The following is a 13,226-nucleotide window of genomic DNA, read 5'->3' as shown; positions in this document are numbered from 1 at the left end:
TGTGGGCTAGAGTATTTCCAGTAAAGCGGTTCTACGTCCGGAAAATGCGTAAAACAAAGAGATAGGGCACGTCCAAAGTTGCCGTTTAAACCGGACGTGCCTGGACCGGGCGGCGTGGAGGAAAGGCCGAACATTCCACCGGCGATTGTTTTCCGGAACCGGCCTGAATTTGTCATAAAAAAACGGGCCCGAAGGCCCGTAGTTTTTGAGTGCTGAATGCGTGCCGCAACACTCAAGCCTTGCGGCGCTCACTGACCGGCTGGTAGGCGAGCTTCGCATGGAACTTGCAATAGGGTGAGGATTCCAGCGCTTCGCAACCGCAGAAGTGGAAATCGTCTTTCAAGGGATCACCGACCGGCCACTTGCAGGTGCGCTCGGTCAGTTCCGTCAGCGTCAAGCGACGGGAAATCGGCGTCACTACATTTCTGGAAGGAACGTAATCGAGAACCTGCGCGGTTTCGATATCGATCTCTTCATGAAGAGCCGTTGCTGCGTTCGAACGGCTCATGGTTCGGGCCGGTGCCGCGCTGACGCGTGCCGTGAAATTTGTCGCGCGCGGGGCAGGGGCCGCGGTGCGCTTGGGCGCGGAGCGTGCAGAAGTCACCGGTCCGCCGGCCTTGACGCGTCCCGGCAGATTGAGGCGGTGGACCTTGCCGATCACGGCATTACGGCTTACACCGCCCAGCTGCGCTGCTATCTGGCTGGCGCTCAGTCCTTCGGCCCACAATTTCTTGAGTTTCTCGACCCGCTCGTCTGTCCAGTTCATGCCGCTTCTCCGCTTGTCGCGTATCTTTCGGCAGAATCCCTCTCCGTCTCGCGGGCGCGCCGCGAGCGTGGTTTCTGCCGGATTTTAGGTGACTAGTTCCGCCGCAATGCAGTCTAGTAATTAGCGATTAACCTAGTGCCAGCCCGACTCCGTGGCAAGAGTCGCGGGAATCATCTGGAATCGATTTTCCGGTTTTCCCCAACTTGCTGGTGCGTTGAGTCTGAAAGGCAACACCTTGGGCCTCTTTCGGTGGCTCCTACTAGTGCTTGAGAAGCCCGGGAAACGCGGACTTTTGTTGACATCGGCAAACGAAGTGACAATAGTGCCCCTGCCGCCGCGAGGCGGCATTTTTGATTTTCAGGCGAGGGATAACCTCGCGAGCCTATTGACAACCTTATGACAGCGCATCCGCGCAAGGAGTGATACAGCCATGGCCGAAGCCGCCGCGCCATTGTTCGATACGTTTGCAAGAGCCCCGCTGCGCTTCGAGCGCGGTGAAGGCGTCTGGCTGTTCACGGAGAGCGGCGAACGATATCTGGATTTTGCAGCCGGTGTGGCGGTTAACTCGCTGGGTCACGCCCATCCGCACCTCGTGGAAGCAATCAAGGCGCAGGCCGAGAAGGTCTGGCACGTCTCGAACCTTTATGAAGTGCCCGGACAGGAAAAGCTCGCCAAGCGGCTGACGGAAGCAACTTTCGCGGACAAGGTGTTCTTCACCAATTCCGGTGCTGAAGCGCTGGAATGCGCCATCAAGACCGCGCGCCGTTATCACTATTCAAAGGGCCACCCGGAAAAATTCCGCATCGTCACCTTCGAGGGCGCGTTCCATGGCCGCACGCTGGCAACGATCGCTGCCGGCGGCCAGCAGAAATATCTCGAGGGTTTCGGTCCCAAGGTCGAAGGTTTCGATCAGGTTCCTTTCGCTGATGTCGATGCCTTGAAGGCTGCCATCACGTCTGAGACGGCCGCGCTTTTGATCGAGCCGATCCAGGGCGAGGGCGGTATTCGCGCGCCGAGCAAGGAATTCCTGCAAATCCTGCGTGGATTGTGCGACGAGCACGGCCTTCTCCTGATTTTTGATGAAGTCCAGACGGGTGTCGGCCGCACGGGTAAGCTGTTTGCCTATGAGCAGACCGGCGTTGCGCCTGATATCATGGCGGTTGCCAAGGGTATCGGCGGCGGTTTCCCGCTTGGCGCATGCCTTGCAACAGCGGATGCCGCCTCCGGCATGACGGCCGGTGTGCATGGCACCACCTATGGCGGCAACCCCCTGGCAATGGCGGTCGGCAATGCGGTGCTGGATGTCGTTCTGGCCGACGGTTTTCTGGAAAAGGTTCGTGATGTCGCGCTGGTGTTCCGCCAGGGGCTGGCATCGCTGAAGGACCGCTATCCTGATGTAATCGAGGAAATTCGTGGCGAAGGCCTGTTGATGGGCATCAAGGCGAAGGTTCCTTCGGGCGATCTGCTGCAGGCCATGCGCGCGGAGCACCTGCTCGGCGTTCCGGCAGGTGACAACGTCATCCGTCTCCTGCCGCCGCTCGTCACCACGGCGGAAGAAGCCCGTGAAGGGCTGGCGCGAGTGGAAGCGGCTGCCGCCTCCCTGACAGCGAAACAGGCGAAAATCGCCTGAAACCAATCAAGGGCGGGCCTCTTCCCGGAGGCTCGCGAGCATGGGACAGTTTGAAATGGCTTCACCAAAACATTTTCTAGACCTTTCGGCCGTTGGGTCGGAGGATTTGCGGACGATTCTTGATGATGCGCGGGCGCGCAAGATTGCCACCAAGGCCGGCACCGCGGAAAAGCCGCTTGCCGGCAAGATGCTGGCGATGATCTTTGAAAAGCCGTCCACCCGAACCCGCGTTTCCTTCGATGTCGGCATGCGTCAACTCGGCGGTGAGACCCTGTTCCTGTCGGGTACGGAAATGCAGCTCGGTCGTGCGGAAACGATCGGTGATACGGCCAAGGTTCTGTCGCGTTATGTTGACGCCATCATGATCCGCACCACGGATCATTCGCGCCTGCTTGAGCTTGCCGAACATGCAACCGTGCCTGTTATCAACGGCCTGACGGACGACACCCATCCCTGCCAGATCATGGCGGATATATTGACGTTCGAGGAACACCGCGGTCCGGTGAAAGGCAAGACCATTGCCTGGACGGGTGACGGTAATAACGTGTTGCACTCTTTCGTTGAGGGCTCGGCCCGCTTTGGTTATCGCATGAATATGGCGGTGCCCATGGGCTCTGAACCGCATGACAAGTTCCTGAACTGGGCGCGCAATAATGGCGGCGAGATCGCGCTATATCATGATGCCGACAAGGCGGTTGCCGGGGCAGATTGTATCGTTACCGACACCTGGGTATCGATGAACCAGGAACACAAGGCGCGCGGCCACAACATCTTCCAGCCCTATCAGGTGAATGAAGCACTGATGGCCAAGGCCGATAAGGACGCACTGTTCATGCACTGCCTGCCGGCGCATCGCGGCGAGGAAGTAACGGACGGCGTTATCGACGGGCCGCAATCGGTGGTCTTCGATGAGGCGGAAAACCGGCTCCACGCACAGAAGTCCGTCATTGCCTGGTGCATGGGCGTCATCTGACGAACATCGTCGGTTCCGACTGATGCCTGCCAGGTGCTTGAACTTGGCCGCATACATTACCATCTGTGGGACTTCGAAGAGGCTCGTCGGTTTTTTGCTGGCGGGCCATCATCAAGATTTGCACGATTTTCCCCGGAGGCGGTTTCGCTTCCCGGATCTCTGTGCGACAAGCGGAAAAAGCACATTCAAAAAGCCGGACTTTTGGACGGTAGCGGCGCAACGGCTGCGCCAGGGAGTTATGATATGGCAGATGTAACGGTTGAACTGGACGATCTCGTTCTTGCTGGCGACGACAAGGTCGTGCCCTTTCAGGTCGAAGGTCTGGATGTGCGCGGTCGCGCCGTACAGGTTGGGCCGCTGCTGAACGCCATCCTCGAACGGCACGACTATCCCACGGTTGTTGCCCGCCTGCTGGCGGAAGCGACGGTTCTGACGGCGCTGATCGGCACATCCCTGAAGTTCTCCGGCAAGCTTACGGTGCAGACCAAGGGTGACGGCCCGGTGGACCTTCTGGTCGCGGATTTCACCGCACCCGAGAGCATGCGCGCCTATGCCCGTTTTGACGAAGAACGACTGGCCGAGGCAATCGCAGCCGGCGCCACCTCGCCAGAACAGTTGCTGGGCACCGGTATTCTCGCTTTTACGATCGATCAGGGTATGGGTATGCAGCCCTATCAGGGCATCGTTCCGCTGGATGGCTCGTCGCTGGAAGAAATCGCCGGGGTTTATTTCCGCCAGTCGGAACAGCTTCCCACCCGCGTGCGCCTCGGCGTTGCCGAGTTCTTCGACCGTGACGGCGAAGGCAAGCCACGCCATGGCTGGCGTGCCGGCGGCGTGATCGCCCAGTTCCTGCCGCAGGCGCCGGAGCGTCTGCGCATGCGCGATCTCCACGGTGGTGATGGCGATGAAGGCGGTTACGAAACGGTGGAAGACGATGCCTGGACCGAGGCTGTAACGCTGCTGAATACGGTCGATACCGATGAATTGACCGACCCGCAGGTGCCGGTCGAACGTCTTCTGTATCGGCTTTTCCACGAGAGTGGTGTGCGCATTTATGATCCGCAGGCCATTTTCGATCGTTGCAGCTGTTCGCGTGACAAGATCAAGGGCGTTCTGTCCGGTTTCACCGCTGAAGAGATCAAGGCGAGTGAGGAAGACGGCGCGATTGCGGTGACGTGCGAATTCTGCTCCACCACCTATCGCTACGACATCAGCGAGTTTGAAAACGTCTGAGTAGAAAGCCGCGCTTTTAAAAGGCGCGGCTTCTCAACTGCCTTGTGAACCTCAGTTCAGCACCCGCAAAAGCCCGGGTGAATCCAGCGAGAAGGCGGGTATGGTGACATTGAACACCTCGCCCTTTTCGGTTTCCATTTCATAATGGCCGAACATCAGGCCTGAAGGTGTGTCCAGCGGGCAGCCGGAAGAGTACTCATAGCTGTCTCCGGGGTTCAGGTGCGGTTGCTCACCAACGACGCCTGGCCCGTAAACCTCATCCACCTGGCCGTTCTGATCGGTGATATGCCAATACCGGTTGACGAGTGTCACCGTCATATCAGAGTTGTTCGAGATCACGACTTTATAACCCCAGACGTAACGGTCGTCATCCGGGTCGGATTGTTCTTCGAGATAATACGGATCGACCGTTACCTCGATATCCCTTGTCAGAGCACGATACATACGCGCCACACCTCGATATTATGCCTGTTGCCATCATCCTACACTATAGGCTCTGGCTATCGTCAAGAAAATGAACGGCTTGACGGGCGGGCGCCACCTGTTGTCGCGCCGTTTTCCACCGTTAGGGATAACGATAAAGGTAAATATTGGTTGCCCGCCACAGGATTTTGCCCCTTGCGGAGCCGGCTGCGGCGCCACGGCCCAACGCAGGGTAGGGCCATGGCGCTTATGGATTGAATTCTCAGGCGGAAACGGCTGCCAGCCCCTTCGCCAGATCTTCCAGCAGGTCGTCCGTATCCTCGATACCGCAGGAAAGACGCAGAGTTCCGCCGGAAATGCCGAGTTCGGCGCGCGCCTCATCGGAAAGGTTCTTATGCGTCGTGGTTCCGGGGTGGGTGATAAGGCTCTTGGCATCGCCCAGATTGTTGGAAATCTTCACGATCTCCAGCGCGTTCTGCAACGCGAAAGCTGCGTCCTTGCCGCCCTTCAGTTCGAAAGCCACCAGCGTCGAACCGCCTGACATCTGCCGCGCGATAATATCGGCCTGCGGGTGATCGGCGCGACCGGGATAGATGACCTTGGCGACCTTGCCGCTATCGGCGAGGAAATCGGCGATCTTGCCGGCATTTTCCGTCTGCTGCTTGACGCGCAGCGGCAGGGTCTCGATGCCCTTCAGCAGCGTCCACGCATTGAACGGCGACATGGCCGGACCGGTGTGGCGGAAATAATCCTGCAGCTCTTCCTCGATCCATTTCTTGTCGGAAAGGATCACGCCGCCGAGGCAACGGCCCTGGCCATCAATATGTTTGGTCGCCGAATAAACTACGATATGGGCGCCGAGTTCGAGCGGCTTCTGGAAGAGTGGCGTCGCAAATACATTGTCGACCACGACCTTCGCGCCGATCTGGTTGGCAAGCTTTGCCACGCCGGCAATATCCACCACTTCGAGTGTCGGATTGGTCGGGCTTTCAAGGAAGAACAGCTTGGTATTCGGCTGGATCGCCTTTTCCCAGTTACCGAGATCGCGTCCGTCGATCAGCGTGCATTCGATGCCGTATTTCGGAGCAAGCGTCTCAACCACCCAGCGGCAGGAGCCGAAAAGGGCGCGGGCAGCAACGATATGGTCGCCTGCACGCAGCTGGCACATGATGGCGGCGGTGACGGCCGCCATGCCGGAGGCAAGCGCCCGGGCGTCTTCGGCACCTTCCAGCAGGCACATGCGCTTTTCGAACATGTCATTGGTCGGGCTTGCATAACGGGCGTAGATGAATCCATCCGTTTCGCCCTTGAAGCGCGCTTCGGCGGCTTCGGAGTTTTCGTAGACGAAACCCTGGGTCAGATAGATCGCTTCAGACGTCTCACCATAGGGGGAGCGTAGCGTGCCGCCGTGAACGAGCTGGGTTGCCGGGCGCCATTTATTGCTCATGTGATCACCTTCAAAACAAAAAAACCGGTCGCAAAAGCAGACCGGTTCCAAGCACCCGGTCTTTTTAGCCACTTGTTTAACGTGGCTGCAAGCCGACCGGCCAAATCACCACGGGATAAGCTTGCCATACTGCCGTTATCGGCTTGCGTCAATGCTTTCCTTTTGGTTTTGTCGCCGTAAAAAGGAATGATGACCATGACGAGAACCACGGGCATTTTGGCGGATGGCGCTATCCGGGCGCTATTTGCAGGCGGCAAGCTGAAGAGCGAGGCCGAGCTCGATGCTGACCAGGTGCAGCCCGCCAGCCTCGATTTGCGGCTGGGCTCAAAAGCCTATCGCGTTCGTGCCAGCTTCATGCCCGGCCCCGGAACCCGCGTCATCGACAAGCTCAATCGCTTCAGCCTGCACGAGGTTGACCTCTCTGAGGGCGCCGTGCTGGAAACCGGTTGCGTTTATATCGTTCCGCTGATGGAAAGCTTGGAACTGCCGGCGGAGATGTCGGCTTCGGCCAATCCCAAAAGCTCGACCGGTCGCCTTGATATTTTCACCCGCGTGATGACCGACAACGCGCAGGAATTCGACAAGATCCCGGCGGGATATACCGGCCCGCTTTATCTGGAAATCAGCCCGCGCACCTTCCCGGTGGTGGTTCGCCGCGGCTCGCGCCTGTCGCAGATCCGCTTCCGCATCGGCCATTCGCTGCTCAACGAAAGCGAGCTTTTGAAGCTGCACGAAACGGAAACGCTGGTTGCCAGCGAAACCCCCAACGTGACGGGCGGCGGCATCGCGCTTTCGATCGACCTCAAAGGTTTCGGCGATAATGGCCTGATCGGTTATCGCGGCAAACACCACACGGCTGTGGTGGATGTCGACAAGAAGGCCCAGCACGACGTTCTCGATTTCTGGGAGCCCCTTCATGCGCGCGGCCGCGCCGAGCTGATCCTTGATCCCGATGAGTTCTATATTCTCGTCTCACGCGAAGCCGTGCACGTACCGCCGCTTTACGCCGCCGAAATGACGCCTTTCGACCCGCTGGTGGGCGAATTCCGGGTCCACTATGCCGGCTTCTTCGACCCAGGCTTCGGCCATGCGCAGGCCGGCGGAACCGGCAGCCGCGCGGTGCTGGAAGTGCGCAGCCACGAGGTGCCCTTCATCCTTGAACACGGCCAGATCGTTGGCCGCTTGGTATATGAACACATGCTGCAGAAACCGGAAGGCCTCTACGGCACGGGTCTTGGATCCAATTATCAGGCTCAGGGCCTGAAACTCTCCAAGCATTTCCGCGTGGAATAATGAACCCGTCGGGCGCTTGACACCCGCTGCGAACTGTCCGATGTCTTGTTTCACGGTGCGGGTGTAGCTCAATGGTAGAGCAGCAGCTTCCCAAGCTGAATACGAGGGTTCGATTCCCTTCACCCGCTCCAGCGACCTTTCCAACAAGACCGATGACGTCCATGAAACGCTGAATTTTCAGCGTTTTTGCCTCACACGCGCGTAAGGTCGTGCAACGGTATGCAGTGACATCCAGTAATTTTGTTGGTAAAAATCACGGTAAAAGCTCGGACCAGAAACAAAACTATTGCACGCATCAAAAGCCCTACCCCTTCATGCCGGAGTTGTTACTCTAGTATCGCAGACACGGGCAACGCCATTCGCGTCTGGAAAATCAGTTAGCCGGACGCTTACAGCGCTCGAGCCTGTAAAAGAGAAAACTACTCAAATGAAATCCACGAAACGCCTTGAACCAACGAGCCACCATGCGCACAAGGGTCCCCCTGGCGCGCTACCGCCTTGCCATCAATCTTCGCGATGGCAGAACCGCCTGTAATTCGATCCGATGTCGTCGGCACGCCAGTACAAAGTAAACTGTCTCCTACTGTGGCAATCGGCACGCCCTCGACTGTAACGAAACTTTGCTGTGTCGAGGCAACCGGTCCGCCGACATGCGGCTTGGGCCCTGGATCAATCATGGGGCAGACGTGCATATGGCCTTTAAGAGTAACGGCGCGACCAACCATTGTGAAACCTCACTTTTGCGGAAATATTGATCCTTGCATAAGCCCAAATTGCTGGCTGCCTACACGGATTTAGTATCAAGCTCTCTCAAGGAGGTTCTGTCGCATAAGAACACAATCCCGCTTTTCTGATGAAACTTGCGGATGTACTCTGTGACGCGGCAGTATTTTCTCGATGTGAAAATCGACCTTTTCAAGCAGACGTATCAGTGGCGCAACCTTCGCGTCGATCAGCGTCCAGGCTTTTGTTAGCCTAAGCTCAGAAATCAGCACGCGCATGATCTCTTCCGAGAGCCCTTGACCTGAAAATTCATGCATCAAAGCGCCACCAAGCTCTTCGTCCGGTCCGATATTCACAAACCCGATAGGCTCATCCACTAGTTCCTTCCGCACAACGACGTAAGTGTTCAGACCCTTGTCCCAGCCCTCGTCCCACTCGACGATTATGTGCTTGACCTCAGTTAGTGTGCCGGTAAATGGCACCGGGCTGTAGCGGAAGAGATCCGGATCCGTGAACATAGCATATAATCTGCCAGCGTCGCTCAGGACCGGTCGCCGGAGCACGAGTCTAGCGGTCGTGATTTTATCCGGTGCTTGCTGCGGGGCCGACTGCTCAGACATGTCTTACTACTCCAAAACAGAGTGGACGATAAATCGCTCCATCTCTTCCTCTGGGAGATATGGCTTTTCGCGCAGAATTACAGTTCGGCCCTGAAAGCGCTCATCAGCGCTGCTAAGTGTTTGCACACCTGCGGCTTTGTCTGTGACGCAGAAACCGTCAGTCGAAATGGCGAGCTGGTCAAATGCTGCTTCTGTGCTGGCATACCGACCTGGTCTACTGTTCAGACGTTCCAGCAGCGCCAAAGCCTCAAGCGCGCTCAATGATAATAAGTCGACCCCATCCAGAAACAGAGGCCGCTGTCCGACTGCTGGCATGATCTCGACAAGTCGCTCAGCTTCATACCTCAGAACGAGGCCAGGCTTGCCCCGCGTTTCTGTGACACTATCTGGAGAGGGGCCGCTCTGCGCATATGCCGCTATGAAAGCCTGCTTCTCCTCTTCGCTCATTGCTCCACCAAATTTCTCCAACGTGTCGCGCAAAAGCCCGTCAGAAGCCCGGTCGCTCCCTCGACCCATTATTGCGCCATAAGTTTCGGACCAGGCATCGACCTCCGCTGGAGACATGCCAAATTCGAGCCTACCAAGTCCTTTGCGTGGAAAAATCTTCCAGTCATCCCCTGCGGTCATCATGTTTCCATTCCTATTTCATCAATCCGTTTCGTCTTAGGCACTCGGCATAGGCCGTCGCCTGCGCTATGGCCGCATCGTATTTTGTTGGGTCTCCCTGCAATGTAGCCACCCTGCGGGCATCTAGGACATCAGCCATAAAGGCGGAGTACGTCTGACCGCGTGCAAGAAGTCCCCTCTGGAAGGCATAACTTGGTCCATGGACGCGGCTACCATAAGAAGCCGTAAGGCGATGATCAACCGGATCCATTTGTATCGCTGGCCCAACAGGTCTGGGCAAGGGTGATTTGGAATCCGCAGGCATATGGTGGCTGTCAAGTCCGTCCCCCAGCGTCTCCGGTGTATCAGTCATGCAGCCGTGGGCGCCGCCTCGGTAGGTGCTGCCAGGCACTCCACAGGCGAGGTATGCGCAGGGATTCTGAGCGCAGCGAGCGCAGGTTACGGTTCGGGTTGCAGGCAGTGCCTGATCCTGTGTCTGTGCTTCAGTTTGGGCGTTTGACATCGCGCCGCTGACGCCGTTAACGATGTCGTCGCCATAGACGATTGCTCCCGTGGTAACGACAGCGCCTCCGAGTAGCCACGCCGCAGTACCTGCAGAAATGGTGGCCCCGCCTGCCGCGGCCGTTCCCCCGCCAGCGAGCGCAAGTCCGCCTCCTACTGCCAGTAAAGGAGGCATCAGCCAGCCCTCCTGTGGACGCGAACAACACTTTTCGTCTTACTGAAAAGGACAGCAAAATTCCGGTCAGGATCACTCGGACCAGACCGGATATATGCGCGAACCTCCGGCGCCTGGCCGCTTTTCTCACCAGAAATTAACATCAGGAACGCCCATAATTTTCGAGAGTATTCGAGCTTCAATCCAAGTTCCTCCGCCTCAGCATCCTGCCGTCGCACAAGATCGCGCAATTCCATGTCACTCCTTGCGGCGGTGAAGTCCGGTGCGACCTTTTGCAGATAGGCCACGCGCTTGCCGACGACTGTTTCTCGACGCCGATCCTCAATTTCATCGATATTTCTCGTAGTGAAAGTCAGAGGGCCCCTTGGCGCACGCGCTGTCCCATCCTTGCGGCTGGCCCGCATTATATTGTCGCCCCACTCATCCTCCGGTTGGAAGATGATGGCGTTTGCTGGTCCGAGCAGTCGAAGATACTGACCTTGGCTGAGTGTGGGTATGATCTGAGCCATGACGTTAGGGTCGCTGTGGCGCAGAATGACCCGCTTCATTTGAGCAAGCTGTGCAGTGGGTCGATCCTCGTCGGGGCGTGGATCGGCCTCATAGCTTTTGCCTTGATCTACTTGTGCATCCCTCGGAAAGAGCACCATATTGATTTTGCGCAAGTGATGATAAAGTTTCTCTCCACCGGCTTCACACTCCCAAAACACACAGGCGTGTTTGCCATTGATCAAGTCGATCAGCCTATCCAGTGAAGCTTGATCCACCGGCCTGGCGTTTGCTCCAGAATTTGCACGGCGCCCGCGGTCAAGCCATACCAGTTGCGGCGCGCACCGGTCCTGATCCTGGCCCCCTTTCGGAGACGCACGGTAGAGAGATCGATGAAAGAACTCTCCGTCAGACAGTGTTGTCGGAAGATCGGGAAATTGCGCGCCGTCAAGGACTGCAAACAACGGCCTTTGCGACCGCAGGAGGATTTCTCGGAGTTTAGCTAGATCAGCCATCGTAACTATCCAACGAACGGCGTTGAATTTGCCGTCATGTTTCGCAAGCAAGACGGAGCTTCGCCAGGTCCGCCCTTTTTGAAGTTAATCTGGTTACCTTCGATATCGATCTTCAGGGCAAAGAGCTTGATGCCGCTTTTTGTCAGGGAAATGTATCCGCCGGGTGTCGAAAGGCGAATTTCATCGTCACCGAATATCTCCCAGACCTTCGCCTCGCCGTGGTATTTCTCTTCGGAGACGAGATTGTAGAGCTTGCCGACATTGACGGTGATCTTCTCACCGACACGCGTGTATTGGCCCGTACCGATCTCGACGAATTGCTCTTTGCCGATGGTCAGGTTCTGCTGTTTTCCGACCTGTCGGACTTCCGTCTGGCCAATATTGGTAACCTTGCTGACCCCGACCTGCTCGGCTTTTGCCACACCTACGGATGTGGACTGAAACGCCCCGATGATCGTGTTCATGATGCCGGGCAGCGGAAAGAGCCCCGAGGCATCGGAACCGACGCCCGAGCCGGAGCCGGCAAGCGCCGTGCCTGCATCTGCCCGCGGACTTGGGCCGGAGACCACGCCATCCCGCGACGACATGCCGCCAGCACCGAGAAAGCCAAGCGCCGATGAGGCAAGTGTCGTAGCAAAGGCAGCGACACCCGGGCCACCTCCACCGGCGATCTGTGCTGCCTGACTGAGCAACCCCGCCGTCTGTCCGGAGAGCGCCTGCACGCCCGCCATGGCCATCATCGCCATCGGCCCCGTGCCGCCAACGACGGTGTTCACCGAGCCGCCGATCTCGTGTTTCTGGTTGCCGGAAACCTCCACCGCGCGGTTGCCGCCGACCGAGGCAACCTCGTGCCGGTCAATACGCTTGGTGCGATCGTTGAGAACCCGCGTCGTCTGGTCCTTCTGGGCGTGGAAGAACTGGTTCTCCTTGCCGGCCTCATCCTCGAAGGTGATTTCGTTGAAGCCGTCACCCTTGTGGCTGTTGGAACGCAGTACCATGCGCGTCTTGTTGGCGGGCAGGTCGTAAGGAACGGAATTGGCAGGATTGTTGACCACGCCGATGACCAGCGGCTTGTCCGGATCGCCATCGACAAAGGCGACCATCACTTCCATGCCGATGCGCGGGATGACCTGCGCGCCCCACGTCCCGCCGCCCCATGCCTGGCTGACCCGCACCCAGCACGTATCGGTACCATCCTTCTTCGCCTTGCGGTCCCACGGGAACCACAGCTTGATGCGGCCATATTGATCCGGGTGGATTTCCTCGCCTTCAGGACCGGCGACGATCGCCACCTGCGTACCCTCGATGCGCGGCCGCTTCGTCGCACGGTGCGGCGTCAGCGGTACCCGCGCCGGGATCGCCTCGAAGTGATTGCGATATTCCGGCTCGTTGCTGTTTGTCTCATAGGAGAGATCCACAATACTGTGGCTTGCCCTGATGATCACATGTTCTTCATAGGCATGTTCCGGATGCGCAACCTCGTAAGGCGTAAAGCGGCGGCCGGCTTCCAGGATGCGCGTGGTCGAAGACCCGAATACCCGGTCATGATCGGCCTCGATCGACTGGGTGCGCAGTTTCTGCGCCCGCTCGGCCTCTTCAACCGTGCTGATCCGGGCCGGATATTCATAAAGCTCGCGTTTCGTCGCATCCGGCATCTGCACCAGTGAGGGCGTCATGGTGCCCGGCACCATGCCCGGTGTCTCGAAATTCCAGTCCGCACCCGCGCGCTGGCCCGACACATAGGAAAAACGCCGCGCCCAGTCGCTAATGTGGTTGCGATCCGACGAACCCTGCGCCAGACGCACCCTGCCTTC

Annotated in this window: 12 protein-coding genes, 1 tRNA gene and 1 riboswitch; of the genes, 5 read left to right on the top strand and 8 right to left on the bottom strand. The window is 58.0% G+C overall.

Annotated elements, in window-relative coordinates:
- Positions 1-232: 232 nt before the first annotated feature.
- Positions 233-766 (bottom strand): GcrA family cell cycle regulator, encoded by a 534-nt coding sequence (locus AKG12_RS20545; RefSeq protein ID WP_046799398.1) that lies wholly within the window; start codon positions 764-766, stop codon positions 233-235.
- Positions 767-1,196: 430 nt separating this feature from the next.
- Here AKG12_RS20545 and AKG12_RS20540 point away from each other — a divergent pair, with 430 nt between their 5' ends.
- The 3 genes from AKG12_RS20540 (at position 1,197) to AKG12_RS20530 (ending at position 4,602) form a co-directional block, all read left to right on the top strand.
- Positions 1,197-2,396: an aspartate aminotransferase family protein gene (locus AKG12_RS20540; protein ID WP_052820250.1), complete on the top strand. Its 1,200-nt coding sequence runs from the start codon at positions 1,197-1,199 to the stop codon at positions 2,394-2,396.
- A gap of 55 nt (positions 2,397-2,451) precedes the next feature.
- Positions 2,452-3,369 carry an ornithine carbamoyltransferase gene (gene argF / locus AKG12_RS20535; RefSeq protein WP_046799462.1) on the top strand — a complete coding sequence of 306 codons (918 nt, stop codon included), beginning with the start codon at positions 2,452-2,454 and terminating at the stop codon, positions 3,367-3,369.
- A 243-nt stretch (positions 3,370-3,612) separates the two neighbouring features.
- Positions 3,613-4,602, top strand: coding sequence for an Hsp33 family molecular chaperone (locus AKG12_RS20530; RefSeq protein WP_046799400.1), 990 nt, complete (start codon positions 3,613-3,615; stop codon positions 4,600-4,602).
- Between the two features lie 51 nt (positions 4,603-4,653).
- Here the strand turns inward: AKG12_RS20530 and apaG are convergent, their stop codons facing one another.
- Both apaG and AKG12_RS20520 read right to left on the bottom strand, forming a co-directional pair.
- Positions 4,654-5,046: a Co2+/Mg2+ efflux facilitator ApaG/CorD gene (gene apaG / locus AKG12_RS20525; protein ID WP_046799401.1), complete on the bottom strand. Its 393-nt coding sequence runs from the start codon at positions 5,044-5,046 to the stop codon at positions 4,654-4,656.
- A gap of 241 nt (positions 5,047-5,287) precedes the next feature.
- Positions 5,288-6,472 carry an O-succinylhomoserine sulfhydrylase gene (locus AKG12_RS20520; RefSeq protein ID WP_052820249.1) on the bottom strand — a complete coding sequence of 395 codons (1,185 nt, stop codon included), beginning with the start codon at positions 6,470-6,472 and terminating at the stop codon, positions 5,288-5,290.
- A 43-nt stretch (positions 6,473-6,515) separates the two neighbouring features.
- A riboswitch (SAM riboswitch) is annotated at positions 6,516-6,594 on the bottom strand.
- A gap of 73 nt (positions 6,595-6,667) precedes the next feature.
- On the opposite strand from AKG12_RS20520, the gene AKG12_RS20515 reads away from it, so the two are divergent.
- Positions 6,668-7,765: a 2'-deoxycytidine 5'-triphosphate deaminase gene (locus AKG12_RS20515; protein WP_052820304.1), complete on the top strand. Its 1,098-nt coding sequence runs from the start codon at positions 6,668-6,670 to the stop codon at positions 7,763-7,765.
- Positions 7,766-7,822: 57 nt separating this feature from the next.
- Positions 7,823-7,896 (top strand) — tRNA-Gly (locus AKG12_RS20510).
- Between the two features lie 288 nt (positions 7,897-8,184).
- Here the strand turns inward: AKG12_RS20510 and AKG12_RS20505 are convergent.
- The 5 genes from AKG12_RS20505 to tssI form a co-directional block, all read right to left on the bottom strand.
- Positions 8,185-8,490, bottom strand: a complete 306-nt coding sequence (locus tag AKG12_RS20505; protein ID WP_052820248.1) for a PAAR domain-containing protein — start codon at positions 8,488-8,490, stop codon at positions 8,185-8,187.
- Between the two features lie 75 nt (positions 8,491-8,565).
- Complete coding sequence (locus AKG12_RS20500; RefSeq protein ID WP_052820247.1) at positions 8,566-9,108, bottom strand: GNAT family N-acetyltransferase; 543 nt, start codon at positions 9,106-9,108, stop codon at positions 8,566-8,568.
- 6 nt (positions 9,109-9,114) lie between these two features.
- On the bottom strand, positions 9,115-9,738 hold the full coding sequence (locus AKG12_RS20495; RefSeq protein WP_225245129.1) for a hypothetical protein: 624 nt from the start codon (positions 9,736-9,738) through the stop codon (positions 9,115-9,117).
- 672 nt (positions 9,739-10,410) lie between these two features.
- Positions 10,411-11,412 (bottom strand): DUF4123 domain-containing protein, encoded by a 1,002-nt coding sequence (locus tag AKG12_RS20485; protein ID WP_052820244.1) that lies wholly within the window; start codon positions 11,410-11,412, stop codon positions 10,411-10,413.
- A gap of 5 nt (positions 11,413-11,417) precedes the next feature.
- A partial coding sequence (gene tssI, locus AKG12_RS20480; RefSeq protein WP_052820243.1) for a type VI secretion system tip protein TssI/VgrG occupies positions 11,418-13,226 on the bottom strand: 1,809 nt, incomplete at its 5' end.

It is taken from the genome of Agrobacterium sp. SUL3 (assembly GCF_001263295.1).
In the GTDB taxonomy this organism is placed as follows: Bacteria; Pseudomonadota; Alphaproteobacteria; order Rhizobiales; family Rhizobiaceae; genus Agrobacterium; species Agrobacterium tomkonis.
Note: the sequence above shows the minus strand (reverse complement) of the source record. Positions and strands in the feature narration are given on the sequence as shown.

Coding starts and splice junctions, on each gene's coding strand:
- AKG12_RS20485 (WP_052820244.1), bottom strand. CDS start 11,412: ATGGCTGATCTAGCTAAACTCCGAGAAATCCTCCTGCGGTCGCAAAGG.
- AKG12_RS20545 (WP_046799398.1), bottom strand. CDS start 766: ATGAACTGGACAGACGAGCGGGTCGAGAAACTCAAGAAATTGTGGGCC.
- AKG12_RS20515 (WP_052820304.1), top strand. CDS start 6,668: ATGACGAGAACCACGGGCATTTTGGCGGATGGCGCTATCCGGGCGCTA.
- argF (WP_046799462.1), top strand. CDS start 2,452: ATGGCTTCACCAAAACATTTTCTAGACCTTTCGGCCGTTGGGTCGGAG.
- AKG12_RS20530 (WP_046799400.1), top strand. CDS start 3,613: ATGGCAGATGTAACGGTTGAACTGGACGATCTCGTTCTTGCTGGCGAC.
- AKG12_RS20495 (WP_225245129.1), bottom strand. CDS start 9,738: ATGATGACCGCAGGGGATGACTGGAAGATTTTTCCACGCAAAGGACTT.
- AKG12_RS20505 (WP_052820248.1), bottom strand. CDS start 8,490: ATGGTTGGTCGCGCCGTTACTCTTAAAGGCCATATGCACGTCTGCCCC.
- AKG12_RS20500 (WP_052820247.1), bottom strand. CDS start 9,108: ATGTCTGAGCAGTCGGCCCCGCAGCAAGCACCGGATAAAATCACGACC.
- AKG12_RS20520 (WP_052820249.1), bottom strand. CDS start 6,472: ATGAGCAATAAATGGCGCCCGGCAACCCAGCTCGTTCACGGCGGCACG.
- AKG12_RS20540 (WP_052820250.1), top strand. CDS start 1,197: ATGGCCGAAGCCGCCGCGCCATTGTTCGATACGTTTGCAAGAGCCCCG.
- apaG (WP_046799401.1), bottom strand. CDS start 5,046: ATGTATCGTGCTCTGACAAGGGATATCGAGGTAACGGTCGATCCGTAT.